The organism is Mycobacterium sp. AT1 (assembly GCF_002043095.1).
In the GTDB taxonomy this organism is placed as follows: domain Bacteria; phylum Actinomycetota; class Actinomycetes; order Mycobacteriales; family Mycobacteriaceae; genus Mycobacterium.
On the sequence record NZ_MVOC01000059.1, the window covers coordinates 21683 to 47501 of the forward strand.

Consider the following 25819-nt stretch of genomic DNA (forward strand, 5'->3'; position numbering starts at 1 on the left):
AAGATATGTCTTTAAGGCAGTCAGCAAACTTTATGACAAGATGTATGGGTGGCCGGACCCCCAAACGTCAGCGCGCTGCACGACAACGTGCTGACCGGCATCGGTGCCGAGATCGTGTCGGGGACGCTCCCTGCCGGCGGGGTGATCAACCTCGAAGGCGTCGGCGTCCAATACGGCGTGTCCCGCAGCGTCGCGCGCGAGGCAGTTCGGGTGCTCGAGTCGATGGGCCTGGTCGCGTCCCGTCGCCGCGTCGGCATCACCATCCAGCCCGCAGAACGATGGAACGTCTTCGACCCACGCGTCATTCGATGGCGGCTCGAATCTGGCGATCGCGCAGCACAATTGGTGTCCCTCTCGGAACTGCGGCGCGGCTTCGAACCCACTGCGGCGGCCCTCGCCGCCCGTCGGGCCAATCCGCACCAGTGCCGCATCATGGCGGCAGCCGTTTCGGACATGGTGATGCACGGCCGGGCCGGCGACCTGGAGTCATACCTGTTGGCCGACAAGGTGTTTCATCAGACGTTGCTCGAGGCCAGCGGCAACGAGATGTTCCGGGCGCTCAACGGCGTCGTCGCCGAGGTGCTGACCGGGCGCACGCACCACGGCATGATGCCCGAGACGCCGAACCCGGTCGCCATCGCACTGCACGACGAGGTCGCCCGGGCGATTCGGCTTCGCGACGAGGAGACCGCCGAACGCGCCATGCGGGAGATCATCGACGAAGCGGTAGACGACGTCAGTTCATCCGCAAAGTGAACGTCATCGTCAGCCCCGACACCTCGGTGACCTCCACTATCCGGCGGGCCTGAGTCTTCCCTGCGACGACGTCACAGCCGGCGGATGCGCCCACCTCACCCCTCAGACCGCCTTCGCACGCCACCGAATCGATGCGCTCCGAGGACTTCTCGGCGACGAGGCGCGCCACCGCCCGCTCGAGTTGCTCTCGTGACAGTGCCGGGGTGAGGTCGTACTGGATTGCGCCCGCGTCGGTTCCGGTGACGGTGACGATCGGCTGAAAGCTGTTGGCTTCGTCGACCACCACGTCGCATCGCTCGGTTCTGCCGACCTCGCCGATGAGATCCGATTCGCACACGACCGTCTCGGGCCGGTCACCGGCGGCGGTCAGCTTGTCGGAGACGTCCCTCTGCAGAGCCTCCTTCGCGACCGTCGGCGTGACGTCGGGACCCGTCGCGCCGACGCAGCCGCACGTGACCCCACCCGTCAGCACCAGGGCCGCGGCAGTCACCGTGAACCGCATGGCATGCATCCTTCCATCCGGGCGGGGTCACGGTGGTTGACTGCCAAAGTGAGCAGAACCTCGACCACGGCCCGCAGGCTGTTCGACCGCTTCGAACCCGTGCACGCACTGACCTATTTCGCCCCCGAGTCCCGCGAGGCTCTCGGCAGGGCCGGCTTCCGCGGCTTCTGGATGGGTTACTTCGGTGCACGGGCGGCGCCGCTAGGCGCAGTCGGCGCGGACCTGGTCACCGCCGCCTTCTACAACTTCGCCCCGGCTCACGTGGCTCGCGCACTCCCCGCCGCATGGGAATTCGCCAGCCCGGCCGACGCCCTCCGCGCGCGGGAGGTGTCGGCCGTCGCCGCCCTCGGTCGGTGCGGGGTCGGCGACGGTACCGAGGTGCAGACCGCAGCCGACCTGTTGGCCAAGGCCGCGGCCACTGCCCCGCTGGACGGCCGCCCGCTCTTCGCCGCGAATCGCGCGGTGCCGTGGCCCGACCAACCGGCGGCCCGGCTGTGGCACGCCAGCACCCTGCTGCGGGAACACCGCGGCGACACCCACGTCGCGGTACTCGTCGCCAACGGCGTCGGCGGCCGCGACTGCAACGTCCTGCACGCGCTGGCCGATCGGGTGCCTCGCGAGTTCATCATGCGCAGCCGCGAGTACGACGACCAGGAGTGGCAAGTGTGCCTCGGCCGACTCGCCGCCCGCGGATTCGTCGACGACCAAGGCGCGCTGACGGATTCGGGCCGGGAGTTCAAACAACACCTCGAGGACTTGACCGACCGGTTGTCGCTGTCGGCGTTCGACGCCCTCGACGACGGCGAACTAGAACTGCTGTTTCGCACGTTGACCCCGCTCACCAGGAAGGTGGTCGCCGGGGGCGACATCCCCACCGCAACGCCGATGGGACTGCGACGAGACGACCTCGCCGACGACGGTGCCCAGTTGTCTTAGCGCGGACCGTACATGATCAGACCGACCCCGAGCAGACAGACCACCGCACCCGTGACGTCCCAGCGGTCGGGCCGAAAGCCGTCGGCGACCATGCCCCACAGCAGGGAGCCCGCGATGAAGATGCCGCCGTAGGCGGCCAGCACGCGCCCGAAGTTCGCGTCGGGCTGAAACGCCGCCACGAACCCGTAGGCGCCGAGCGCCAGCACCCCGGCGCCGGCCCACAGCCAACCGCGGTGTTCTCGGACTCCCTGCCAGACCAGCCAGGCGCCGCCGATCTCCAGCAGAGCCGCCACGACGAACAGTGCCACCGACTTGAGCACCGTCATGTCCGGTTGCGGTTCCATTCGAGCCAACCGACACCCGTGCGGCCGTCGGTCGTCGTCACGGTGGCCCAGGCCCGCGGGAATCTGCTCAGCCGGCCGTCGGGCGAGGTCAGCAGCACGGGGGCGTGACCGCGTATCGCGACGGTCGCGGTCAGGTATGCCGGCGTGACCTCGAGCGTGGTGCCGAGGGGTAAGTCGTCGTCGCCGAAGGTCTCTCGCGCCACGACCGTCTGCAGCTCGACGACCTCGCCCGAGCGCTGGACGTAGCCGGCGGCCATCGGCGGCGCGCCGGGGATCCGGAGGTCGAGGCCGTGGACGTGGGTGCCGTCGTCGAGGTGCAGCGCGCTCCACACCCACTCCATGCTCCACCAGTCCCGTGCCGCCCACGAATGGTCCCGCTGACCCGGAACATCGGAGAACTCGTACGTTCGTCCCTCTGCCCGAACGGTTCCCGACACCGTGCACGGAATTTCGTAGCGGGTCGACAGGCGGTACTGGTACGGGGTGCCGACGGTGGTCCACACCAGATCCATCTCCAGGTCGACGGGCCTGCCGGAGGCGCCCCTGAGGAGGTCGGCCGGATCGTCGTAGGCCTCTCCCCTGCCGCGCAGTGTCACCCGGTGGCATTGCAGCGGCGCGGTGGCCTCGAGTTCCAGTTGGACGCCGTCGCCGTGCACGCGGGTGTGGTCGGCCGGCAACGGGGCCTCGAAGTCGAGCACGGCGATGGTGGGCATGTTCGGGCCGCACAGCAGGGCGTTGATCCAGGCGTGGCCCTGATTCGGAATCAGGCCGAGCCGCAACCATCCGCCGACCGCCTGGCGGGGGTCGACGAAGTCGAAGTACCAGCTCTCGCTCCACAGCGGTTCGTCCGTCGGTTCGTGGCGGCCTTCGTCTTCGGGCTTGGGCCGCAACGGTTCCGGATGCGACGGCGGGGACAGCACGGCCAGTGCGTCGGTGTCGAGCACGTGTTGACAGTGCCGCGCGATCATCGTCATGAACATCCGGTCGCCGCGCTCGGTGCGCTCCACCAGCATGGGCGACACGATCGACATCATCACCCCGAAGAAACTCTGACGCCGCACGCCATCGCGCACGTCGTCGAGGCTCACCGAGGTGTCGGGCCCGAGCGCGTCGTGGTATGCCCGCAACAGTGCATCGCCGTGCTCGCGGCGGCGAGCGGCGGGCAGCGCGCACCCCATGAAGTAGGCGACGTCGGTCATCGCGGGCCCCCACGTGACGGTCTGCCAGTCGACCACGGTCAGCGGACGGTCGGCGCCGTCCTCTCCGAACAGCATGTTGTCCAAGCGGAAGTCGCCGTGGACCAGTCCCTGCGGTCGGCCGGACGCAGCCTCGGCGGCGAGGTAGTCGTCGAACGCCGCGACCAGGCGCTCGCAGACCTCGCGGTGCTCGGGCGCGATCTCGTCGCGATAGCGCTCGACGAATCCGGCGTACAGGGCCGTCAACAGTCCCTGGTTGAGCGGCGACTCCCGGTTGAGCCACTGGGCGTCCGCGAGGGCGGCGTTGCCGAGCAGCGGGCCGTGCACGCGACCGAGCTGGGTCAGCGCCATCGTCGCCTGCTCGACCGACGCGCCGCCGATCTCGTCGCCGACGACGGCCGGGGCGGCGTCACCGAGTAGCAGGTCGAAGGCACCGGTTGCTGGGTCGTAGGCCGCGTGGTGACACTCGGAGACGGGTCCGTGCAACGTCGGCGCAATGTCGGTGTAGAACCGGACTTCCCGTTCGTAGAGCCCCATCGCCAGGCCGGTCTGCCTGCTGCTGGGGTCGGCGGCGGCGACCTTGAGCACAACAGAGGCGGGCCCGTCCCGTCCGTCGGCGTACGTCAGCCCCACGCGGTAGCACTCGCTCATTTGTCCCGTGCCGATGCGCTCGACGGTGAAGTCGTCGACGCGTCCGGCACCCAGTGCGGCGGTCAGCCAGTCGGCGGTGAGATCGGCGGGGCGTTCGACGAGGGCGTTGGCGAGGAAGGGTTGCACGCCGCCCACGTTAGTCAGTGGCAGGCACCCACGACGGCGTTTTCACCGGCGAACTTGACGGGCGTCAACTCTGCCCGTGGCAGGCGTCGGACACCGTCGCGGGCACGTCGAGTGACGGGTTGCGGTCGAAGAACCCGAACGGCTTGAGCCAGAAGGACACCACGTCGACCGGCATCACCGGCCAATCCTCCGGGCGGGTGATGTGGTGAAGGCCGAACACGTACCAGAGCACGACGTCGGTGTTCTCGACGGACCGGTCGGCCTTCGTCCATTGCCCAAGTCCGGTGTCCTCGGCCGACTGGTTGACGAATTCACCTGCCGGCCAACGCTCGTCGGCCGAGTTGGGCGTCACCCAAAGCGTGTGCCCGATCACGTTCGCGCGCTTGAGAACTGGCGAAGCGGGATCGAACATGGCCGGGATCGCCCCGCCGGGCACCAGCTTGTAGGCGGGATGGGTGCCAAGGCCGTTGGTCACGTTGGTGTTGACCACCTTCCACGCCCGCTGGGTGTCGAAGTTGAAGTCCTGCATTCCCTCGCTCTCGGTGCGCAGGGGGACGTTGCGCGTGACGAGAGAGAGTCCGTACGGGTTGTCAGGGCCCATCGGCTCGGCGTAGGACTCCGACATGAAGACGGTGTTGTCGGCGCCGTCGACGTCCATGTCGAGCCGCGCCACCAGAAAGTGTTGGTGGAACGGCGCATACGTGCGCTCGTCGACCAGAGTGCCGTTCGGATTCGGCGCGCCCGCGGCCAGCGGCGTGGTGACCATGATGCCGGTGGCGCGAACCTCGCACTCGATGTTGCCGTCCTGATAGAGACGCCAGTAGACGAGGTATTCGTAGTTGGCGACCGTCACGTGGAACGAAATGGTCAGGCGCCGGATCCGGCGCACCTCGGCGCCGGCGTCGTGGTCGACGTGCTTCCACAGCACGGCGCCGTCCTCCTCGTGGATGCAGATCGCGTTGGTGATCGTGTACGGCTCCCCCGCGCTGTCGTGCATCACGGCGTCCAGGTAGCGGATCTCGCCGAGGCAGTCGCAGCCGAGTTCCAGGGAGGTCGTCATGAAGCCAAGGCCCCACTCGCCGATGTCGAAGGCGGTGCGGCGGTAGTGGTCGACCGACGAGTCGCGGTACGGCACGATCATCTCGGCGAACGACATCCGGTGCGCAACCGAGCGCTCGCGATCACCGTCGCGGTAGCGCACCGTGTGAAGCGTCATGCCCTCGCGATAGTTGAATCCGATGCGCAGCGACCAGTTCTGCCACTGCAGCAGGTTGCCGTCGACGGTGAACGACGGGCCCTCGGGCTGGGTGATGAGAAGAGGCTTGAGCGGCTCCCGCGTCGACGCCGCACGGATGCGCTCCGGAACGTGCTTGGGCACGTATTCGCCCATCACGGCGGGTGTTTCGACTCCCCCGTCATCCTCGACCCTCAGCACCTCCATGGTGTTCAGGTCGACGACGCAGTGCAGGCCGCTGACCAGATGGGCGTACGGATTGGCCCCTGGCGCGTCCTTGCGCCAGGTGTCCGACCAACCCAGCCTGCGGTCGCGGAACTCGGCAGGGGCGACCGCGTCACCGAAGGTCCAGGTGTCCATGAAGACGTTGTCCAGGTCGGTGATGCCTCGTTTGGCGAGCGCGGCGATCACCTCGGGGTGCTTGCGCAGAAGCTGGTCGCATTCGACGAACTCGTCGACGGTGAAGTTGGCCTGCACGCCGGGGACGTGATCGAAGGACTCGACCCGGTCGGTGCTCAGCGAGACGACGCCCTTGTAGGTGGCATTTGCCGATCGGTCCAAGCAGATCGCCGTCGCTCGGCGGGCAGGCACGTCGCCACTGTCTTCGAACCGCCGCAGTTCCTCCTTTGACGGTTCCACGAGTTCGATCGAAGCGAACCGCCACCCCAACCCGGAACCCGAAGCCGGGGTGGCCTCCACCTGGTGTTCGCGGCGCAACACCGCAGCGACAGCGCTGAATTCGTCGGAGGACAGTGGATCGAGTGGATGCGTCACCTCACCACTCGACCACGTCGACGGCGGCCGCGCGAGAGGATCGACGGAAACCCGGTGCAGGGCTCAGTTCGAGGCCAGCGTGAATCCCTCCCACGCCTTTCTTCGGTCGGCATTGGGGTCGTGTTCGAGCCGCGAATGACGGTCGAAGACCATCACCGCGCGCTCGTCGGCGGTGTACCGGGGCCAGCCGTCGCCGGGTGATCCGGTGCGGCTGAACGCGCGCCACCTGGCCTGCACGTCGTTCGACACCCGGCGTGCCGAGCGACGATCGGCGACGGCCGTCATCAGTGACCCCAGCCGGGTCCGGTAGACGTCGAACACCGCGAGAAGCTCCGTGGCGTGCGTGGCGCCGAGGCCCGACAGGTGGAACGTGCGGGGCGCGTAGTCGTAGCGGTAGACGTAGGTCGGGGCGTGCTGCCCGTGCGCGGAGGCGATCTGCCACGCCGCGGTACCGAAGGCGAAGTCGCCACCGAGGCGGATGCAGGCACTCGGACTCGGGTAGCCCGGATAGGCACTGGTGATGCGGTCACGCAGTTCGACGTCGGAGTCCGCGAGGAGCAGGTCGATGGCGGGCTCGGTCATCGGCAGCAACTGCAGGAAGCGGGTGAACAGGCGACCCTCGTCGGCGTTGGTGCCGACGATGAGTGGCACCCGGTGGGCGGTGCCGTCGCGCATCGCCCGCAGTGGGTCCTCGGGCAGGTACTCGGTGTCGAAGGTCGGGCCGACGACGAACGCGCCGCGCATCTCCGTCATGCCGCGCTTCATCACCCGGTTCAACCCGTCGACGAGCTCGGCGGGTCGCGCCGACATCACGGCGGCAGCCCCGTCCTTGCGGGCTGCGCCGAGCGCGTCGACCAAGTCGTCGGCGAAGGCAGCCGCGACGTCGGGCGGTCCGGCCATGCCGCTGGCCGGACTCTCCGAAATGGCTCGTGCAAACAGGCCCTTGGCGGCAGGGGTGGCCAGCAGGGTGGCGACGGCGTGTGCCCCGGCGCTCTCCCCGAAGATCGTCACGTTGTCCGGGTCGCCACCGAATGCGGCGGCGTTGTCGCGGACCCATCGCAGGGCCATGACCAGATCCCGCAGGAAGAGGTTGTCCTCGATGGGGTGCTCGGGCGTCGAAAGCGCTGAGAGGTCCATGCATCCCAGCGCGCCGAGCCGGTAGTTCACCGAGACGTAGACGCAGCCACGCCGGGCCAGGGCGGCGCCGTCGTAGATCGGGGTGGCCGAGCTGCCGAGGATGTACCCGCCGCCGTGGATGAAGAACATCACGGGCAGCGGCTCGTTGCTGGGTTTTTCCGGCGCGACCACGTTGAGCGTCAGACAGTCCTCGCTCATCGGCTGAAACTTGCCGAGGCCCATGAGGGTGTACTTGCGGTCCTGCGGCGCGCAGTAGGTGAACCCGTGGCAGTAGCGAACCCCTGGCCACGGCTGGACCGGCTGAGGGGCGCGCAGCCGCAACGGCCCCACGGGAGGCCGGGCATACGGGACGGACCGCCACCGGTGAACCCCGTCGGCGGTGAAACCCTCGATGACTCCACTGTCGACGGTCACGCGAATGGTGCGATCGTGCATGACCCGACGTTAGCGAAGAACCGCGCCCCCGACGTGCCTGACGGGCCAGTCGGATTGCGACCGTTACCCTGGTCGACATGCGAATTGCCCTCCTAGTCGCCGTATCTGCGCTGGTAGCGGGCTGTTCGGGCGGTACGGACGGGTCAGCAGACGGCCAAGGATCCACGTCCGCCACCAGCACGACGAGCAGCCCGCGCCAACCCACTCCGACGTTGACTCCGCCCACGAAGCCGTCACCGGCACCCACCGCGGCGCCGCAACGGGGCGCCGCGATCGGCGACGTCATCGGGTGGATCGAGGCCGGAACGCCGGCCGACGTCGCCGGCTATCGCTCCATGACCCGGGGCGCAGACACCACGGACCTTGGTGATGGCGTGGCGTTCACGACCGCTGGTGGCGTGACCAACTGCGTCACCAACCGCTATCGGGACGGTGCCCTGGCGTGCCTGGTGAAGCTGACGGATCCGCCGCCGCGCCCCGCCGGCGTGGAGTCGGCCTGGAAGGCCAACTGGGTGGACTTCACGGGTACGACCGTCGACGTCGGATCGCCTCACGGTGACCCGGGTCCGTTCGGTGACGGCACCGGGGCCGAGCTACCGTCAGGCCAAAGTTTGGCGTTCGGCGGCTATCGGTGCCGCGCCGATCCCGCAGGCGCGTTCTGCGTCGACTACGGTCATCGGACCGCGGTCGCGTTGAGTGCCAGTGGGGTCGAGCCGTTCGGTTGTTTGAAGAAGACCACGCCGCCGGCGGACATCGGGCTTAGATTCAGCTGCTGACGACTTCCGCGTCGGCTCCGTCTGCATCTGACGGATCCCGGCGGGGCCTCACCCAATACATGAGAAGGTCGTCGGGCACACCGGGCACCTTCGCCGAAAACAGTTGCTTGCGTACGCGTTTGACCGTGATTCCCAGGGACTCGAAGTCCTCGTCGGAAATGCCCGCCAGTGTCACGTTGGACACGACGAGCCCGCCCCTGGTGGCGCGATCCATCACGCGCGCTGCCACGTTGACGTCGACGCCCAGCCAATCCGATCCGATCCGCTGTGGCCGTCCGGTGTGGATGCCGGCGCGCATCATCGGTGTATAGCCGCCCACCTCAACGGTTTTCACCGCATCTAGGGCCTGCAGTACGGCCCTGACGGCGGTGGCGGGGTCGGCGAAGACCGCCATCGACCCGTCGCCCATTCGCTTGACGATCTGCCCGCCGGCCTCCAGGAGCGGCGGCTCCGTCACCTGGGTGACCCGCCGCACCAAGGTGAGGGCGGCGTCGTCCCCGGCGCGCAGTGACCAGTCCGAGAATCCGACCAGATCGGTGAACACCAGCGTCACCTCGCGGTTGGCCGGCTGGCCGGACACCCGCTCTGTCAGCGCCTGCCACACCTGCAGGCCGGCCAGGCTGACCTCGCGCGACGCGGCGTGGCGATCCAGGATGCGGTCGGCAGCGCGCGCCGCCGCCCGCGGGCCACCGACACCCGCGAGGGACAGCGGATCCCCGAAGTCCGGGTCGCCGGGCAGTACGCGGCGGGCGCGCCTGACGAACGCGACGAGGCCGTCGTTGTGGTTGGTGCTCCTCAACCAGTGCAGTGGGCCGCCGCCGTCGTCGGACCGTTCCTCGAACGACTCGGCATCCACGTCGACCAGACTAGGTGTCCTTCTCGTCGGCGGCCGGAGGGCGGTGCGATTCGTGCAGGTCACGTCGGCGTGGAGGGGCGACGCACGATCGGGTAACGAAGGCCGCCGCGCCGCGGGCACTCGTGGACAACGTGCGTTGTCACGAATACGTTGGGGTGACGAACCGAGCTGTACGGCTGTGAGGACGCGATGACCGCGATATCGACGACGACCGCCGATCCGCTCGGTCCCGACTCGCTGACCTGGAAGTACTTCGGCGACCTCCGCACGGGCATGTTGGGCGTCTGGATCGGCGCCATGCAGAACATGTACCCGCAACTCGGCGCGGGGGTCGAAGAGCATTCGGTCCTACTTCGGGAGCCGCTGCAGCGGGTGGCACGGTCGGTCTACCCGATCATGGGCGTGGTCTACGACGGCGATCGCGCCGCGCAGACCGGTGCCCAGATCAAGGGCTACCACCAGACCATCAAGGGCACCGACGCCAAGGGCCGCCGCTACCACGCGTTGAACCCAGAGACCTTCTACTGGGCGCACGCCACGTTCTTCATGCTCATCATCAAGACCGCCGAGTACTTCTGCGGCGGACTGACCGAGGCCGAGAAGCGTCAACTGTTCGACGAGCACGTCCAGTGGTACCGGATGTACGGCATGAGCATGCGCCCCGTGCCCGCCAGTTGGGAGGACTTCCAGGTCTATTGGGAGACCACGTGCCGCGACGAGTTGGAGATCAACCGGGCGACGCTGGACATCTTCTCGATCCGCATCCCCAAACCGTGGTTCGTCGCCATGCCGACCCCGGTGTGGGACCAACTGTTCAAACCCATGGTGGCCGGTCAGCGGTGGATCGCGGCAGGGCTCTTCGACCCCGAGGTCCGTGAGAAGGCAGGACTGCGGTGGACACCGGGTGACGAGGTGGTGCTGCGTGTGTTCGGCAAGCTGGTGGAACTGGCGTTCGTCGCCGTCCCCGACGAAGTCCGTTTGCACCCAAGGGCATTGGCGGCTTACAAGCGTGCATCCGGGCGGTCGCGGGCCGATGCGCCGCTGGTCGAGGCGCCGGCATTCATGGGTCCCCCACGTGACCGCCGAGGCCTCCCGGTGCACTATGTCCCTGGTGGGTCACATGCCGCGGCGTTGATCGAACGTGCCGGGTCCCTGATGCACACCACGTTCTCCCTCGCAGGCCTGCGCCCGGCGCGTGGTCGGCACGAGCCGGAAAGGGCTGCCTGAACACATGCTCGAATGGTCAGACGTAGACGTCGCCGTGCGCGACGCGGTCCGAGAGTTCGTCGACCGGGAGGTCCGTCCGCACGTCGACGAACTGGAGAGCGGCGACATTGCGCCGTACCCGGTCATCCGAAAGTTGTTCTCCACCTTTGGCATCGACGCGATGGCCAAGGAGTCACTTGAGAAGCGACTGGCCTCGATGCGCGAAGGCGGGGGTGCCTCCGGCGGCGGGTCGTCGGGCGGCGGGATGTTCGGCGGCGGCGGTGCGCAGGCCGGCATGGGCTTCGTGTTGATCAGCGAATTGTGCCGCGTCAGCATGGGTTTGGTCACCGGTGTGGGCGTCAGCCTCGGCCTGACCGTCCCGACGATCGCGTCGCGCGGCACCCTGGCGCAGCAGGAACGCTGGCTACCCGAGCTCGTCACCTACGAGAAGATCGGCGCCTGGGCGATCACCGAGCCGGACTCGGGCTCCGACGCCTTCGGCGGCATGAAGTCCTATGTGGTGCGCGACGGGGACGGGTACGTCCTCAACGGGCAGAAGACGTTCATCACCAATGGTCCCGACGCCGACGTGACGGTGGTGTACGCCAAGCTGGACGAGAAGGACGGCGCCAACAAGCGCGACCGCAAGGTTCTGACATTCGTGCTCGACAAGGGGATGGACGGCTTCGTTCAGTCGAAGCCGTTCCGCAAGATGGGCATTCACAGCTCGCGGACGGGTGAGTTGTTCTTCGACAACGTGCGGGTCGGCCGCGATCGGCTGCTCGGCGAGACTGAGGACAACGACAAGGGCGACGGTCGCGACAGCGCCCGCTCCAACTTCTCGGCCGAACGCATCGGCGTCGCCGCGATGGCACTCGGCGTGATCGAGGAATGCCTGCGGCTCTGCGTCGACTACGCGAAGTCACGCACGTTGTGGGGCCAAGAGATCGGCCAGTTCCAACTCATCCAGCTCAAGCTGGCGAGCATGGAGGTGGCCCGAATCAACGTGCGCAACATGCTGTTCCGGGTCATCGAAGCCGCCCAAACGGGGACACCGATCTCACTGCCAGAAGCCTCGGCGATGAAGTGGTACTGCTCGCAGGCGGCGACGGACGTCGCCATGGAGGCCGTTCAGGTCTTCGGCGGCAACGGCTACATGACCGAGTACCGCGTCGAGCAGTTGGCCCGCGACGCCAAGTCGCTGATGATCTACGCGGGGAGCAACGAAGTCCAGATTACCCACGTGGCCCGCGGGCTGCTCAGCGGCTAGCCCGCGAACTCTGGTACAGGCAGATCGCCGCTGCCGCAGCGACGTTGAGGCTCTCGGCGCTTCCCGCCATCGGGATCCGCACGCGGGCGTCGGCGAGGGCGGCCACGTCGTCGGACAGTCCGTGCGCTTCGGGACCGAACAGCCACGCCGTCGGCGCCGACAGGTCGGCGTCGTCGAGGGACGTCTCGCCGTCGAGCGTGGTGGCGAGGACTCGGAGCCCGGCGGCTCTCAGGGCGTCCACCAGCTCGGCGGTGTCGGGCATCTCCAGCACAGGCACTCCGAAGATGCTGCCGGCGGAGGCCCGCAGGCACTTCGCGTTGTAGGGGTCGACTCCTTCGCCGGACAGGACGAGGGCGTCGGCCCCCATCGCGTCGGCCAGCCGGATCAGCGTGCCCGCGTTGCCTGGATCGGCGGTGTCGACGGCGACGGCCACCAGACGCGGCGCCGACAGCACGTCGGCCGGCGACGCCTCGGGCATCCGGCACACCGCCACCAGTCCGACGGGAGTGACGGTGTCCGACAACGCCTTCGCGGCGCGTTCGGTGACCAGCTGAACCGGGACGTCGACCAGGAGATCACCGAACCGCTCGGCGGCGGACTCGGTGACGAAGACCTCGTCTACGAGACCACGCCGCAACGCGGACTCGACGAGGTTGGCACCTTCGGCGAGAAAGCGTGCGGCGTGGCGGCGCCCAATCGGACGCTGCAGCTTGATTGCCGCAGCTACCCGATTGGACTTCTCGGTGAGCAGTGTCAGGCGGCTTCGCCCGACGGCGCGTTGACGTCTTCGGGCAGGGCTGCCTTGGCGACCTCGACCAGTGCGGTGAACGCAGCCTCGTCGCTGATCGCGATTTCGGAGAGGTTCTTGCGGTCGACCTCGACGCCGGCCAGCTTCAAGCCCTGGATCAGCCGGTTGTAGGTGATTCCGTTGGCGCGGGCCGCGGCGTTGATGCGCGTGATCCACAGCTTGCGGAAGTCGCCCTTGCGAGCCTTGCGGTCACGGTAGGCGTAGGTCAAGGAGTGGAGCTGCTGCTCCTTGGCCTTGCGGTAGAGCCGCGACCGCTGGCCGCGGTAGCCCTTCGAAGCCTTCAGTACGGTACGCCGCTTCTTGTGGGCGTTTAGTGCGCGCTTGACGCGTGCCATGGGGTGTTCCTATCTCGAGCGGGTCAGGTTGGGGCCTAGAAAGACGTGTCAGGTCAGCCGTTGAGCAGCTTGTTGATGCGCTTGGCGTCGTTCTTCGCCACCACGGCGCGGCCGTCGAGCCTGCGGGTGCGCTTGGTCGCCTTGTGCTCGAGCAGGTGTCGGCGACCTGCCTTCTGGCGCACGATCTTTCCGGTGCCGGTCTTCCGGAAGCGCTTGGAGGCGCCGCTGTGGGTCTTGGCCTTGGGCATGGAGTCCTCGGTTCTAGTGGTGGATCAGGTCGTGGATGGAGCAGGTGGTGCGTCACTAGGCGGTGCCGCAGCCGGCTCGGCGGGAGCGGGGGCCGCGCGCTGCGCCTGGGGTGCAGCGGCGTCGTGTGCCGCTCGTGCCTTGGTCTTGGCGCCGCGGTGAGGAGCCAGCACCATCGTCATGTTGCGACCGTCCTGCTTGGCGGACGTCTCGACGAAGCCGAAGTCGGCCACGTCGGCGCCGAGCCGTTGCAAGAGGCGGTAGCCCAGTTCGGGCCGCGACTGCTCGCGTCCGCGGAACATGATGGTCACCTTGACCTTCGACCCCGCCTCGAGGAAGCGGACGACGTGACCCTTCTTGGTCTCGTAGTCGTGGTCGTCGATCTTGGGTCGCAGCTTCTGTTCCTTGACGACGGTCTGCTGCTGGTTCTTGCGAGACTCGCGCTCCTTGAGTGCCGTCTCGTACTTGAACTTGCCGTAGTCCATGATCTTGCAGACTGGCGGCTTCGCAGCCGGAGCAACTTCGACGAGGTCGAGATCGGCGTCCGCGGCGACGCGGAGTGCATCTTCGATGCGCACGATGCCTACCTGCTCACCGTTCGGTCCGATCAGACGGACTTCAGGTACACGTATGCGCTCGTTGATGCGGGTCTCAGTGCTGATGGGGCCTCCTATGTAGTCTTCGAGGAGTCCACACCATCAGCCATCCGCCCATACAGAGCGAAAAGGCCCTGTACATGACAGGGCCCGATGCCGACCGATCACGACTTGCGTCGCCTGTGCAAATGCGCAGAACATCCACCTCGCGGTGGGTGTGACCGGACCGCTGTACCTGGAAGGTCAACGGTGGGAGCGGGACTCCACTTGCTGTCCTGGCGTAGGCCGGGACGGTCGCACGTGCCAGTCTAACAGGCATGACCGAGGTTCCCGAACTCCCCGATTACGTCGACCCCACGACCTCCCCCCAGAGGCCAGAGCCGTCCGTCCGCGAGCTCGCCGAAATCCCCGCCGTCGAGGTGATCACCAGGGCCGCGGTGATGATGATGAGCGCCGCCGCCGAGAAGCTGGGCCTGTCGGAGGACGACCCCGACGAATCGCCGCACCGTGACCTGGACGAGGCGCGCAGGTTGATCACTGCGCTGGCGGGGCTGGTGAAGGCGTCGGCGGAATACCTGGGCCCGCACGCCGGGCCGGTTCGCGACGGACTCAAGCAACTGCAGTTGGCGTTTCGCGAGTCCTCCGCGTTCCCCGACGAGCCCGGCCATGGTCCGGGAGAGAAGTTCACCGGCCCCGTCTGGTAGCCACTGCCAACCATTTCGCGGGCAGAGCGAATATTGTCGCGGCCTATGACGCTGACTAGCTCGAAGCAGCATCGAACGTCGACGTTCCGATGGGTGCCCGCCGCCGCGGGATGGCTCGTCGGCATCATCGCCACGCTGTCGTTGATCGCCAGCATCTCGCCGTTGGTGCGGTGGGCGATCAGGGTGCCGCGCGAGTGGGTCAACGACTACATCTTCAACTTCCCCGACACCAGCTTCGCCTGGGCGTTCGTGCTCGCCCTGCTGGCCGCGGCGCTGGCGGCCCGCAAGAGCGTCGCCTGGTGGATTCTGGTGCTCTACATGGTCGCCGCGATCGGCTGGAACGTCGGCGACCTCTCCACGGGTCCCGAGTCGGTGATGGAGGACATCGGCGAGGTGATCGGCCTGGTGTTCCACGTCGCCGCGATCGCCTTCCTGGTGCTGGCGCGCAAGGAGTTCTGGGCCAGGGTGCGGCGCGGTGCGCTGATCAAGGCGGCGGCCACCTTGGCGGCCGGGATGGCGATCGGCATCCTCATCGGCTGGGGCTTGCTGGAGATGTTCCCCGGTTCCCTGGACCGCGACGAACGGCTGACCTATGCGGCAAACCGCGTCGTCGTCTTCGCGGGCGTTGACGCCGATGCCTTCGACGGCCACCACCCGCACGTCTTCGTCAACGCCCTGCTCGGCCTGTTCGGGGCGGTGGCCCTCATGGTGGCCGCCGTCGTCCTGTTCCAGTCGCAGCGCGCCGAGAACGCGCTCACCGGCGAGGACGAGTCCGCGATCCGCGGGATGCTCGAACTCTGGGGCAAGAACGACTCGCTGGGGTACTTCGCCACCCGTCGGGACAAGTCGGTGGTGTTCGCCCCCAACGGGCGGGCCGCGATCACCTACCGCGTGGAGGTCGGCGTATGTCTGGCCAGCGGTGACCCCCTTGGTGATCCCCGATCCTGGCCCGCCGCGATCGGGGCATGGCTGACGCTGTGTCAGTCCTACGGGTGGGCTCCCGGCGTGATGGGTGCGAGCGCCGCTGCCGCCCAAGCCTTTCGGGAAGCCGGCCTCAACGCGCTCGAACTCGGCGACGAGGCGATTCTGTACCCGGACAGGTTCAAGCTGTCCGGCTCCGACATGAAGCCCGTCCGGCAGGCCGTCACCAGGGCCAGGAGGGCGGGTCTCACCGTCCACATTCGTCGCCATCGGGACCTGACCCCCGAGGAGATGGCCGACGTCATCAAGCGGGCCGACGATTGGCGCGACACCGAGACCGAGCGCGGCTTCTCGATGGCGTTGGGTCGCCTTGGTGATCCGGCCGACGGCGATTGCATGCTGGTCGAGGCGGTCACCGAGCAGGACGAGGTAGTCGCCATGTTGTCGTTGGTGCCGTGGGGCACCAACGGCGCCTCGCTGGACCTGATGCGGCGCTCGCCTCAATCCCCCAACGGCACCAACGAATTGATGGTCAGCGAGCTGTGCCTGCAGGGCGCGGACATCGGCATCACCCGCATCTCGCTGAACTTCGCCATGTTCCGGTCGGCGTTCGAGGAGGGCGCCCAACTCGGCGCGGGTCCGGTGGCCCGGTTGTGGCGGGCGCTGCTGGTGTTCTTCTCGCGCTGGTGGCAACTCGAGACCCTGTACCGGTCGAACATGAAGTACATGCCCGAATGGGTGCCCCGCTTCGCGTGCTACGAGGACGCCCGCCTGATACCACGGGTCGGTGTCGCGTCGGTCATCGCCGAGGGTTTCCTGGTGCTGCCGTTCAGCCGTCGGGCCGAACAACACACGGGCCAACACATTTCGGCTCCTGAGACGCTGGTGCTCTCGGGCAGGCTGCATCCCGACGGCAGCGCCCCCGACACCTCCGGGCTTGGACTCGAGGGGCCGTCCGAGGATCCGGTTCACCGACTTCCCGAGCAGGTCCGCGTCCGGATGGCCAAGCTGAAGGCGTTGCAGGACAGGGGCGTCGACGCCTACCCCGTCGGGGTGGCGCCCAGCCACACCGTCGCACTGGCACTCGAGACCGCAGGCGAGACCGTGACGGTGGCGGGTCGGGTGCTGCGCATCCGGGACTACGGTTCGGTGTTGTTCGCCGACCTGCGCGACTGGTCGGCCGAAGTTCAACTGCTGTTGGACAATTCGGGTCTGAGTGAAGGCAGCACCGCCGACTTCACCAAGGCCGTCGACCTCGGCGACCTCGTCGAGGTGACCGGCACCATGGGTGCCAGCAAGTCCGGCACCCCGTCGCTGCTCGTCGACCGGTGGCGGCTGATCGGCAAGTGCCTGCGCCCGCTGCCGGACAAGTGGAAGGGCCTCACCGACCAGGAGGCGCGGGTGCGCACCCGGTACGTCGACCTGGCCATCAACACCGAATCCCGCGACCTCATCCGGGCCCGCAGCAACGTTCTGCACTCGATTCGAGAGACGTTGTTCGCCAAGGACTTCCTCGAAGTCGAGACGCCGATCCTGCAGCAGATCCACGGCGGCGCCAACGCGCGACCGTTCGTCACCCACATCAACGCCTACGATCTGGCGCTGTACCTGCGGATCGCGCCCGAGCTCTACCTCAAGCGGCTCTGCGTCGGCGGGGTGGAGCGGGTCTTCGAGCTGGGCCGCGCGTTCCGCAACGAAGGCGTCGACTTCAGTCACAACCCCGAGTTCACCCTCTTGGAGGCCTATCAGGCCCACGCCGACTACAACGTGTGGATCGACGGCTGCCGCGAGCTGATCCAGAACGCCGCACTCGCGGCGAACGGTGCCCACGTCGTCATGCGGCCACGGGAGGACGGAACGCTCGAGCCGGTCGACGTCTCCGGTGAGTGGGCCGTCAAGACCGTGCACGGTGCCGTGTCCGACGCACTCGGGGAACACGTGGCCCCTGACACCGATCTGACGACGTTGCGGCGCTACGCCGATGCCGCTCGGATCCCATACCAGACCCACTGGGACGAAGGCGCCGTCGTGCTGGAGATGTACGAGCACCTCGTCGAAGACCGCACCGAGGCTCCGACGTTCTACAAGGACTTCCCGACGTCGGTCTCGCCGCTGACCCGCCCGCACCGCAGCCTGCCCGGGGTGGCGGAACGGTGGGATCTGGTGGCCTGGGGCGTCGAGCTCGGCACCGCCTACAGCGAGTTGACCGACCCCGTCGAGCAACGTCGCCGACTCCAGGAGCAGTCGTTGCTTGCCGCCGGCGGCGACCCGGAGGCGATGGAGCTCGACGAGGACTTCCTCCAGGCCATGGAGTACGCGATGCCGCCTACCGGCGGCTTGGGGATGGGCGTCGACCGCGTCGTCATGCTGATCACCGGACGCAGCATCCGCGAGACGCTGCCCTTCCCGTTGGCCAAGCCCCGCTAGGCCACATCAATCCCGGGTCGCTCCGCTCCTGCCCTCCGCACCCACAGCCAACCGTCAGCTACGCCATTCACGATGACGTCGTGACATCGTGGTTGGCAGCAGGAGACTTTCGGCAACAGCACCTCTCGTTGATGCACGGGTGGTTGCCGCTGGTGATCCAAGCCGTCACAGTGGCCGTCGTCGTGGCCGCGGTCGGCTGGCGGAACCGACGGTGGCGTCTCTTGTGGCTGCCCGTGGCGGTGGCCGTCGGCGTCGGCATGGCCGTCACGACCTACTGGTTCATCTCCTCACAGGGCATGTCGGACGACCCAGCTCCGAAGTTGCTGTGGGTTTGGATCGTCGTCACGGGGTTTGCCGCGGTGGTACTCGTCGCGGGCTGGCGCAACGCCGGCTGGTGGCGACGGTCGGCGTCGGCCGCCGGACTTCCGCTGTGCGCTCTGTGCGCGGCACTGGCCCTCAATCTCTGGGTCGGCTACTTCCCCACCGTCCAGACTGCCTTCAATCAGCTCACGGAGGGACCGCTTCCCGACCAAACCGATCAGGCGACGGTCGTGGCGATGCAGACCAAGCACGAGATGCCCGCCAAGGGCGTCGTCGTCCCCGTGAACATCGCGTCGTCGGCATCGGGTTTCAAGCACCGCGGTGAACTGGTGTACCTCCCGCCCGCCTGGTTCGCGACCAACCCGGCACCGCACCTGCCAACGTTGATGATGATCGGGGGCGAATTCAACACCCCCGGTGACTGGCTCCGGGCCGGCAATGCGATCAAGACGGTTGACGACTTCGCCGCGGCCAACGGAGGCAACGCCCCGGTCCTGGTGTTCGTCGACACCGGCGGCGCGTTCAACAACGACACTGAATGCGTCAACGGCCCGCGCGGCAACTCGGCAGACCACCTCACCAAGGACGTGGTGCCGTTCATGGAGGCCAACTACGGCGTGAGTACCAACCGCGCCAACTGGGGTCTGGTCGGCTGGTCGATGGGCGGCACCTGCGCCGTCGACCTGGCCACGATGCACCCCGACATGTTCAGCACGTTTGAGGACATCGCTGGCGACCTGGCCCCCAACTCCGGCAACAAGCAGCAAACCGTCGACCGGCTGTTCGGTGGCAACGCCGCCGCCTACGCCGCGTTCGACCCGACTGCCGTGATGACCAAACATGGTGCCTATCAAGGGCTGTCGGGGTGGTTTGACGTCAACGGGTCGGCGCCGTCGTCGGGGCCGACGGTCGTCGACGCGGTCAACGCCAACGGCACCGGCCTCGGCGGAAAGGACGCCGCGGTGCACCTCAGTGATCAAGCGTCGGCGGCCAACTCACTGTGTGCACTCGGTGCCGCCAACGGCATCACCTGCTCGGTGGTGATGCAGCCGGGCAAGCACGATTGGCCGTTCGCCGACCGTGCGTTCGCTGCGGCGCTGCCCTGGCTGGCCGGCCAGGTCCGCACGCAGGGGGTGCCGAGGCTTGGCCTACCAGGAGCATCCCCAGTGGCGTCGCACCTTCAGTAGTCGGACTCGGCGGCGACGATCTCGGCGAGGTACGCGTCGGGTCCGGGCTGAGCCAGGCGCGTCCTGGCGAAGTCCCGGATGCGATCACGCAGGGCCGCCGCCTCAGCGGTGTCGGGGCGCCCGGGTCCGACGAGAACCGTCGTCGTCGACCACCCGTGGTCCCAGGCCTGGATCTCGGTCAGCTCGTCGCCGTCGGAGTTCACCAACGGCAGCGCGGCCGTCCCGTTGCCGTCGAGGACGCCGGTGGCGCTGGCGGCGCCCGCTTGCAGTCGCACCGGGACGCCCGCGGCAGACGCGCCGTCGGTCAGCGCGACCCGCACGGTGGCGAACACCGATGCGTCGGCGGCTTCCACGGACCAGTCGACGGTGTGCTCCGCCGCGTCGAACGTCCGGGGCGGCACTGCCAGCCAGTCCACCGACGCGACACCACCGGCGATGGCGCCTCGGCTCCGCTCGCCGTCCCGCCCCGCTGCCAACGCGTAGTCCTCACGGCGGCCAACGGCCGCATGGATCGGCGCCGAGGCGAGGTCGTCAGCCCATACGCCCGAATCGTCGGCCAGGTCGACGCAGGCCCGCACCACCTCGACGACGCGGGGGTCGCCGCCACGCTCGAGGGCGCTCAGCGCGGTCCGGTGCGGCGCCAGCAGCCCCTCCACGTCGGAATCCAGTGTGTCCTCGGTGAAGAACTCCTGCGCCGAGCCGACCAGCAGCGCCAGCTCCCCGTCGAGCAGCGCCGGGTCGAGGCGCGCGATTCCGTCGCGGCTGCTCTCGGGCCACCACCTGCGCAGCCAGTATCCGATCGCGAGGCGCCGCAGCGGTGCCAGTGCCTCGGGCAGCAGGTCGACCTCGGCCAGCTCCGCTCCCGACACGAGGGCCGCGTGGCTCGCCGGACCCACCACCCGCCACAGCCAGTCGGCGGCGGCGACGTCGGTCACCGTCATGCGGGGGGCTGCCGCGCCGTCCGGATCGTCCACCGTCCACTCCAGCACCGCGCCGCTGACCTCGAGAACCGCCACGGCGGGCACGTCGGCGACGGCCGGGCCGCCGGTCCAGCCGCCTCTCCTGGCCTCGAGCTTCACGGGGCCACCTCGTACTCCTGGAGTTCCAGCATGGACTTGATGCGTTGCCGATGATCGAGGTTGACCGAACGCGCCACGCCCTCGAGGAGGGAACGCAGGTCGTCGACGTCGTCGCAGGGTTCCTGCCAGACGTCGCGGCCGTGAAGGCGCGCCCAGAGCCTCCTGAGATAGGGCTTCGCGAAGTCGGCGAGGTCGTCGACCACCTGGCGCTGGCGGGGATGAATCGGTCCGCCGTCGACCAGATAGCGGCGGGCGTGCAGCACGTAGGCCTCCTTGCGCAAACGGGCCTGGATGTCACCAGACAGGTCGTACCTGGTGGCGGAGTCAGCGTTCAGCGGGGCGAGGTCGACGGCGACCTCGATCCCTGCGACGAGCGCCGCCTGCTTGTCTTCGGCGAGCAAACCCCATGGCGCGCAGGCTCTGTCGACTTCCTCGGCGCACAGCATCGGGATGTCCGGCAGTTCGTCGCGATCCAGCGCGCGGCGCAGTGTCGCCCTGACCCTGTCGACGACGCTGCGGTTCAGCGGCGGTGCGCCGTCGGCACCCGACATGACCGGTGGCGGTGGTTGCGGGGCAACGGAACTCAGGCCGACGTCCACGATGGACCACGGTAGTTCGGTGTCGGTGCGCGCCCTCGCGCCGAAGTTGTAGGGCGTCGCGTCCGCGATCAGCGCGGACCACACCCGTTGCCGCGCGGCCTCGGCGTTGTGGCTCGTCGCGTCGCCGAGGACCGTGGTGAGACCGGACAGGAACGGTCCGGCGATGGTGCTACCCGGCCGGACGTCGCGCCAGCTGAACTCCAGCTGACGGCTCAACTGCGTCACCACGGCGTCGTCGACGTAGCGGTTCAGAACCTCGACACCCGTCCGGTCGCGGTCGTCGTGAACGCCACGGAGCACGGTCGCTGCGGTCTCGCGGTCGTCGGGTAGGGGTGCACCCCTGGTCACCGCGAGCTCGAAGCAGACCGGGAAGTACAGTTCCTGGGCGTTGCCCGCAGTGATGCGCAGCCGTCGCCGCTCTAGCTTCAAGATTGCGAACCACGTTGCCGCCCAACGTAATTGCGGTGCAACGTCCAGCATCAGGGCCCGCATGGCCGCACCCGTCTCCGCCGTCACCGCCGGAGCCGAGAACTGAGGGTTGGCGCGCAAGCGCAGCACCAACGGATCCAGGATGCGCTTGATGGTGCGCCGCAGCGGGGCCCCGTCGGTGCCGCTGAGCACCTCGACACCCGGTCCGATGGCGCGCCACGCCTCGTCGATCACCGAGCGTCTGGGCAACACCAGCACCTCCCTGGTGGTGACGTCGGCGGCCGTGGTCATGTGGAGAGGATAGGCGCACGCTTGGAAAACACGACGCGAAGAAGTTGGGATCGGTAGCCGGCGCGCACCAAGAGGCTGACGTCATGTCCAACGCCTTGCTCGCCGCCGCCGTGTTCCTGCTCGCCTGCACCATCGGTGCCCTCCTCTGGATACCCCTGTCCCGCGCGCTGAGCGAACCGGTGGTGCCCTGCCGCGCCCGGCGACCAACCGAGGTCGGCATCGGCACCGTTCGCGCCGTCGACGAGCACGTCACCCTGGACGTCGAGTGCGTGACCGGTCAACACTTCGTCGGCAGCCTGCGCCAGCACGCGGGCGGCGCGTCACTGGGTCAGCTGCAGCCAGGAGTGCTGTTGTTGGTGACCTTCGATCCGGCTGAACGCGAACAGCTTTCACTTGCCGACGACATGGTCGCGGTGCGGACCGCGTTCGACCAGATGCTGGTCCGAAAGGGCCTGGTGGCACCCGCCCAGATGGACCTGATCAGGTACGGCGTGAAGTCGCGCGGGACCGTCACCGCGATGAGGAGCACGGGGATGGCCCGTGAGGACTACCGGGAGGTCGAGGTCGACCTGATGGTCCGCCGAGCCAAGGGCGGGCAGTTTCCGGCCAGGGAGACGACGCTGATACCCGCCTCGGCCCTGGCGAACGTGGCTCCGGGATGCATCGTCGACGTCTTCTACCGCAGCGGCGACGAATCGTCGGTGGCGGTGTCGATTCCACCCGCCTAGAGGCTCACCGCGCGCCGTCGACCGCGAATGTTGCCAACGCCGCCCAGTACACCGGATTCGCGGTCGCGTCACCGGAACGCCAGCGCCGCAGACACTCCCGCTGCCACTCGTTGACCGCATGACCGGCCCGGTCGTCACCGTGGGCGCCGTCGACCGCCACGATAAGCTCGCCCATCGGATCGGTCTGCCCGCCGGCGAACCGCCGATAGCCCGCCGTCGTCGGCAGGGACCACAGCGTGGCCGTGACCAGTTGAGCCCCACACAGGACCATCGCCGCGACCAGTCCCGTCGCCTCGTCGAACCGATAGTCCCCGCCGGACGCGCACGCGATCAGGGCCACCCGGGGCGGGATCGGCATCCGCCGCGACATGATCGCCGCGGCGGTCAGGGGATCCTCTTCGGCCAGGTGCAGGGACGCTTGATCCGCCCGCCCCGACCGGTCCTCGGCGGCGCTGGCATGACCGACGTAGAGCAGGCGGCCTGGCGCCTCGGCGAGCATCGTCGCCAGCCAGTCCCGGTCGGCGTCGGTGCGGCGGAACAGTTCGGTCGGCGCGGACACCGCGGGCAGCAGTCGCCGAGCGGCCACGTCGTCCGCGAAGTGCCGGGCCAGGAGGGTGTCCGGTGCCGGCCGGCCCAGCACCGAGCCCAACGCCGAGTCGGGGCGTTGCCCGGGAACGCGCGGATCGAGGATCACCAAGGGCGACCGATGCCGTCGCTCTACCCATGTGGTGCGCGGACGTGGCGCGTTGACGATGTTCGGCGGAATGGCCATCAGTAGGTCCACCAGTTCCACCAGGCGACGAACGTCGTCGTCGTCGGGAACCGCGAGTGAACCCCACGGCACGCGCCCCAATCGGGCGCTCGGCGAGATGAACAGCACCGCGCCGGGTGCACTGTCGAGCAGCAGGTTCCAGGCTTGCTCGGACAGCAGCGACGACCCGAGTCGCCTGGCGAGCGCCGCTTCGGTGTCGGCGGCGGCGAACGGCCCTGTCGTCAGGGCCCTTTCCAGCGCGTCGGTCAGGGACTCCCCCGGCGTCGGCTCCGGCAGGGCCGCGGCGAGCTCGTCGAGCCCGTCGCGGACCTGAGCGGATTGGATCACCCAGGTCACCGTGCGCGACGGGTCCCCCACGATCCGGAGACTGGCGTAGGTCGCCACCCCGACGTCGGCGAATCGCAGGATCAGGGTCACCTCCGTTATGGCCATGTCTCCCAAACTGATTCGGCTGCGGTGACGCATTGGCCGTAGCGTTCGAACGCCAGCAGTCGGTAGTGGTCGAGGACGGGTCCGGTCAGGGGGTCCATCCGCAGCGGCGGCAGCGGACCCAGCCGGGTGAGCCCGGTGCCGTCGGTGATCGGTGGGCCCGCGGCCACCAGCGCGAGCTCGTCGACGTCGGTGATCGGAGCGGCAGCCGTGGACACACTCGACCACTCCAGCGCCGCGGCGTCGGACATCTCGGCACTGAACGTCCCTCGTGCACTGTGGTATTCGACCAATTGGCTGACCAGGTCGGTGTTCTCCCACTCCAGTGCGACGGCAAACGCGCCAGCCAGCAGCGGCGCCGACACGCACGTCGCCCATTGCGCCCTTGCCTCGGCGTCGGCGACCGAATATCTCACCGAGTCGACGGCGAGCGACGCAGGCACCTTGAGTTCCGCGGCGCGCTCCAACTTCTGCATCGCCGCCCGATGTTGATCGGTTCCCGGTTCTGCCCCGGTCGACCCGGCGCCCGCCTGGTACCGCGCCTCGGCGGTCTCCCAGTCGTCGCCCGGGCGGCCGGCACCGTCGAGGCCGAGATCGGCCAGCGCCTCGGCCCGCCAGATGTTGCCGAGGTGATCGTCGAGGCGGGCGTACGCCAACCAGCTACTGCGGGGCGAGGAGTCGAGACAGGCGCGTGCCTGCGTGACCATTTCGACCGCCTCGGCATACCGGCCGCGGAAGATGCTGATCCAGCTGCGCTGCAACAAGATGCGGTGAATGTGCAGGGGCTTTCCCAGCTCGCGCCAGTGCCGCTCGGCGTGCTCCCAGCACTCGTCGGCGACCTTGAGCCCACCCGCGGACAACCTGGTCAGGCCGAAGAACAGCCAGCACCTTGACACGTCGTTGGCCCTGGCGTAGTTGGCGATCACGGGGTACGCCTCGTACATCCGGGCCTCGGTGCTGACCCGGTCGCCGGCCGACCAGCTGGCGGCGCCGCGTTCCAACCGTGCTCGCGCCGTCGCCAGTTCCCACCCGCGCGCCGCGGCCCTGGCTTCGACGCGGCGCAACCATGGTTCGGCCTCGTCGAGACGGCCGGTCTCGATGCAAAACCTGGCGTAGCCGATGCCGCCGAGGACGCGCAGATTGTCGACCGATTCATCGCTGCCCGTCGACGAGTCGAGGTGTCGTATCACCCTGTCCCACAATGGCACCGACCGAACGTGCAGATCGTCGCCGCACAATCCCTCGGCGCAGACGATCCGCGCATAGGTCAGCAGATAGGCGTGTTCGTCTGCCAGGTCGGCGAATTCGTCGTCGCCGTCGTCGAGTGCGGCAAGCGCGACCGCGGCTTCCTCGTGGTCGCCGATCGCTGCGGCGAGCCCGGTTTCGAGGAATCCGGCCCGGCGCCCGTACCGTCGGATCAGATGGCGCATCTCGGTGGTCGTGAAGGTCGACTTCTCGACCACGTCCGCGGTGGCGGTTCCCGCCAGGATCGACGCGTAGACCGCCAGGCACGCCCGAATGCGCAGCGCGCCTTCGCGGACACCGTCGTACGCCGTCCTGACCAGGTAGAGCTCACCGAGTTGGGCGAGCGTCTCCATCATCCAGTCGTCGCGGTCGGCCTCTTCGATCTGCGGCATCGGGGACAGCAACAGTTCCTTGGCGGCCGTCTCGTCGCTGGCGAGGGCGAGGTGGCGCGCCCGTTCCAGCTCCCCGGGGATCGACACCGGTGCATCATAAGTCGCGGCGGA

General features: G+C 68.3%; 23 protein-coding genes. 9 read left to right on the forward strand and 14 right to left on the reverse strand.

The features are described from left to right. Positions 1-48 precede the first annotated feature (48 nt). On the forward strand, positions 49-756 hold the full coding sequence (locus B1790_RS25940; protein ID WP_079926173.1) for a FadR/GntR family transcriptional regulator: 708 nt from the start codon (positions 49-51) through the stop codon (positions 754-756). On the opposite strand, the gene B1790_RS25945 is transcribed toward B1790_RS25940, so the two are convergent. Then, positions 737-1258: a DUF4333 domain-containing protein gene (locus tag B1790_RS25945; protein ID WP_158083881.1), complete on the reverse strand. Its 522-nt coding sequence runs from the start codon at positions 1256-1258 to the stop codon at positions 737-739. The two genes, B1790_RS25940 and B1790_RS25945, sit on opposite strands and share 20 nt — an antisense overlap. A gap of 3 nt (positions 1259-1261) precedes the next feature. On the opposite strand from B1790_RS25945, the gene B1790_RS25950 reads away from it, so the two are divergent. Further along, complete coding sequence (locus tag B1790_RS25950; RefSeq protein WP_369832427.1) at positions 1262-2194, forward strand: hypothetical protein; 933 nt, start codon at positions 1262-1264, stop codon at positions 2192-2194. Here B1790_RS25950 and B1790_RS25955 read toward each other — a convergent pair. The 4 genes from B1790_RS25955 to B1790_RS25970 all read right to left on the reverse strand — a co-directional run bounded on the left by B1790_RS25955 (position 2191) and on the right by B1790_RS25970 (position 8091). Then, positions 2191-2520, reverse strand: coding sequence for a YnfA family protein (locus B1790_RS25955; RefSeq protein WP_079926274.1), 330 nt, complete (start codon positions 2518-2520; stop codon positions 2191-2193). The genes B1790_RS25950 and B1790_RS25955 overlap by 4 nt on opposite strands. Next, the gene (locus B1790_RS25960) at positions 2517-4511 is read right to left on the reverse strand and encodes a phosphotransferase (protein ID WP_079926275.1); all 1995 of its coding nucleotides are present in this window, start codon (positions 4509-4511) and stop codon (positions 2517-2519) included. Before B1790_RS25960 ends, B1790_RS25955 begins: the two co-directional genes overlap by 4 nt. A 64-nt stretch (positions 4512-4575) precedes the next feature. Beyond that, entirely contained in the window at positions 4576-6519 is a 1944-nt protein-coding gene (locus B1790_RS25965) for a primary-amine oxidase (protein ID WP_079926176.1), read from the reverse strand. Positions 6520-6582: 63 nt separating this feature from the next. After that, positions 6583-8091, reverse strand: a complete 1509-nt coding sequence (locus B1790_RS25970) for a carboxylesterase/lipase family protein (RefSeq protein ID WP_079926177.1) — start codon at positions 8089-8091, stop codon at positions 6583-6585. A gap of 77 nt (positions 8092-8168) precedes the next feature. Here B1790_RS25970 and B1790_RS25975 point away from each other — a divergent pair, with 77 nt between their 5' ends. Next, positions 8169-8867: a hypothetical protein gene (locus B1790_RS25975; RefSeq protein ID WP_079926178.1), complete on the forward strand. Its 699-nt coding sequence runs from the start codon at positions 8169-8171 to the stop codon at positions 8865-8867. Here the strand turns inward: B1790_RS25975 and B1790_RS25980 are convergent. Further along, a complete protein-coding gene (locus B1790_RS25980; protein WP_079926179.1) occupies positions 8857-9723 on the reverse strand; it encodes an adenylate/guanylate cyclase domain-containing protein in 867 nt (288 codons plus the stop codon). The genes B1790_RS25975 and B1790_RS25980 overlap by 11 nt on opposite strands. A gap of 189 nt (positions 9724-9912) precedes the next feature. Between B1790_RS25980 and B1790_RS25985 the strand changes: the two genes are divergently transcribed. Together B1790_RS25985 and B1790_RS25990 are read left to right on the forward strand one after the other, a co-directional pair. Then, the gene (locus B1790_RS25985) at positions 9913-10950 is read left to right on the forward strand and encodes an oxygenase MpaB family protein (RefSeq protein WP_079926180.1); all 1038 of its coding nucleotides are present in this window, start codon (positions 9913-9915) and stop codon (positions 10948-10950) included. A 4-nt stretch (positions 10951-10954) separates the two neighbouring features. Then, positions 10955-12199, forward strand: coding sequence for an acyl-CoA dehydrogenase family protein (locus B1790_RS25990; RefSeq protein WP_079926181.1), 1245 nt, complete (start codon positions 10955-10957; stop codon positions 12197-12199). Here B1790_RS25990 and B1790_RS25995 read toward each other — a convergent pair. Genes B1790_RS25995 through infC form a run of 4 tightly spaced genes read right to left on the reverse strand, consistent with a single transcriptional unit; the run spans position 12189 to position 14250 of the window. Next, on the reverse strand, positions 12189-12950 hold the full coding sequence (locus B1790_RS25995; RefSeq protein WP_079926276.1) for an RNA methyltransferase: 762 nt from the start codon (positions 12948-12950) through the stop codon (positions 12189-12191). The genes B1790_RS25990 and B1790_RS25995 overlap by 11 nt on opposite strands. Before the next feature lie 2 nt (positions 12951-12952). Beyond that, the gene (gene rplT, locus B1790_RS26000; protein ID WP_056547667.1) at positions 12953-13342 is read right to left on the reverse strand and encodes a 50S ribosomal protein L20; all 390 of its coding nucleotides are present in this window, start codon (positions 13340-13342) and stop codon (positions 12953-12955) included. A gap of 53 nt (positions 13343-13395) precedes the next feature. Continuing rightward, the gene (gene rpmI / locus B1790_RS26005; protein WP_056547671.1) at positions 13396-13590 is read right to left on the reverse strand and encodes a 50S ribosomal protein L35; all 195 of its coding nucleotides are present in this window, start codon (positions 13588-13590) and stop codon (positions 13396-13398) included. 24 nt (positions 13591-13614) lie between these two features. Further along, entirely contained in the window at positions 13615-14250 is a 636-nt protein-coding gene (gene infC, locus B1790_RS26010; protein WP_079926182.1) for a translation initiation factor IF-3, read from the reverse strand. Between the two features lie 251 nt (positions 14251-14501). On the opposite strand from infC, the gene B1790_RS26015 reads away from it, so the two are divergent. The 3 genes from B1790_RS26015 to B1790_RS26025 all read left to right on the forward strand — a co-directional run bounded on the left by B1790_RS26015 (position 14502) and on the right by B1790_RS26025 (position 19744). Next, positions 14502-14888 (forward strand): DUF1844 domain-containing protein, encoded by a 387-nt coding sequence (locus tag B1790_RS26015; RefSeq protein WP_079926183.1) that lies wholly within the window; start codon positions 14502-14504, stop codon positions 14886-14888. Positions 14889-14933: 45 nt separating this feature from the next. Beyond that, positions 14934-18236 (forward strand): bifunctional lysylphosphatidylglycerol synthetase/lysine--tRNA ligase LysX, encoded by a 3303-nt coding sequence (gene lysX / locus B1790_RS26020; RefSeq protein WP_079926184.1) that lies wholly within the window; start codon positions 14934-14936, stop codon positions 18234-18236. 131 nt (positions 18237-18367) lie between these two features. Next, entirely contained in the window at positions 18368-19744 is a 1377-nt protein-coding gene (locus B1790_RS26025; RefSeq protein ID WP_079926185.1) for an alpha/beta hydrolase family protein, read from the forward strand. Here the strand turns inward: B1790_RS26025 and B1790_RS26030 are convergent. Together B1790_RS26030 and B1790_RS26035 are read right to left on the reverse strand one after the other, a co-directional pair. Further along, positions 19738-20823 carry a hypothetical protein gene (locus B1790_RS26030; protein ID WP_079926186.1) on the reverse strand — a complete coding sequence of 362 codons (1086 nt, stop codon included), beginning with the start codon at positions 20821-20823 and terminating at the stop codon, positions 19738-19740. The genes B1790_RS26025 and B1790_RS26030 overlap by 7 nt on opposite strands. Next, positions 20820-22142, reverse strand: coding sequence for a hypothetical protein (locus B1790_RS26035; protein WP_079926187.1), 1323 nt, complete (start codon positions 22140-22142; stop codon positions 20820-20822). The genes B1790_RS26030 and B1790_RS26035 overlap by 4 nt, the downstream gene beginning before the upstream one ends. An 83-nt stretch (positions 22143-22225) precedes the next feature. Here B1790_RS26035 and B1790_RS26040 point away from each other — a divergent pair, with 83 nt between their 5' ends. After that, positions 22226-22870, forward strand: a complete 645-nt coding sequence (locus B1790_RS26040; RefSeq protein ID WP_079926188.1) for a hypothetical protein — start codon at positions 22226-22228, stop codon at positions 22868-22870. 4 nt (positions 22871-22874) lie between these two features. Here B1790_RS26040 and B1790_RS26045 read toward each other — a convergent pair whose 3' ends face one another. Both B1790_RS26045 and B1790_RS26050 read right to left on the reverse strand, forming a co-directional pair. Continuing rightward, entirely contained in the window at positions 22875-24083 is a 1209-nt protein-coding gene (locus tag B1790_RS26045) for a CHAT domain-containing protein (RefSeq protein WP_079926277.1), read from the reverse strand. Next, positions 24065-25795 (reverse strand): hypothetical protein, encoded by a 1731-nt coding sequence (locus tag B1790_RS26050; RefSeq protein WP_079926189.1) that lies wholly within the window; start codon positions 25793-25795, stop codon positions 24065-24067. Before B1790_RS26050 ends, B1790_RS26045 begins: the two co-directional genes overlap by 19 nt. Between the last annotated feature and the right edge of the window lie 24 nt (positions 25796-25819).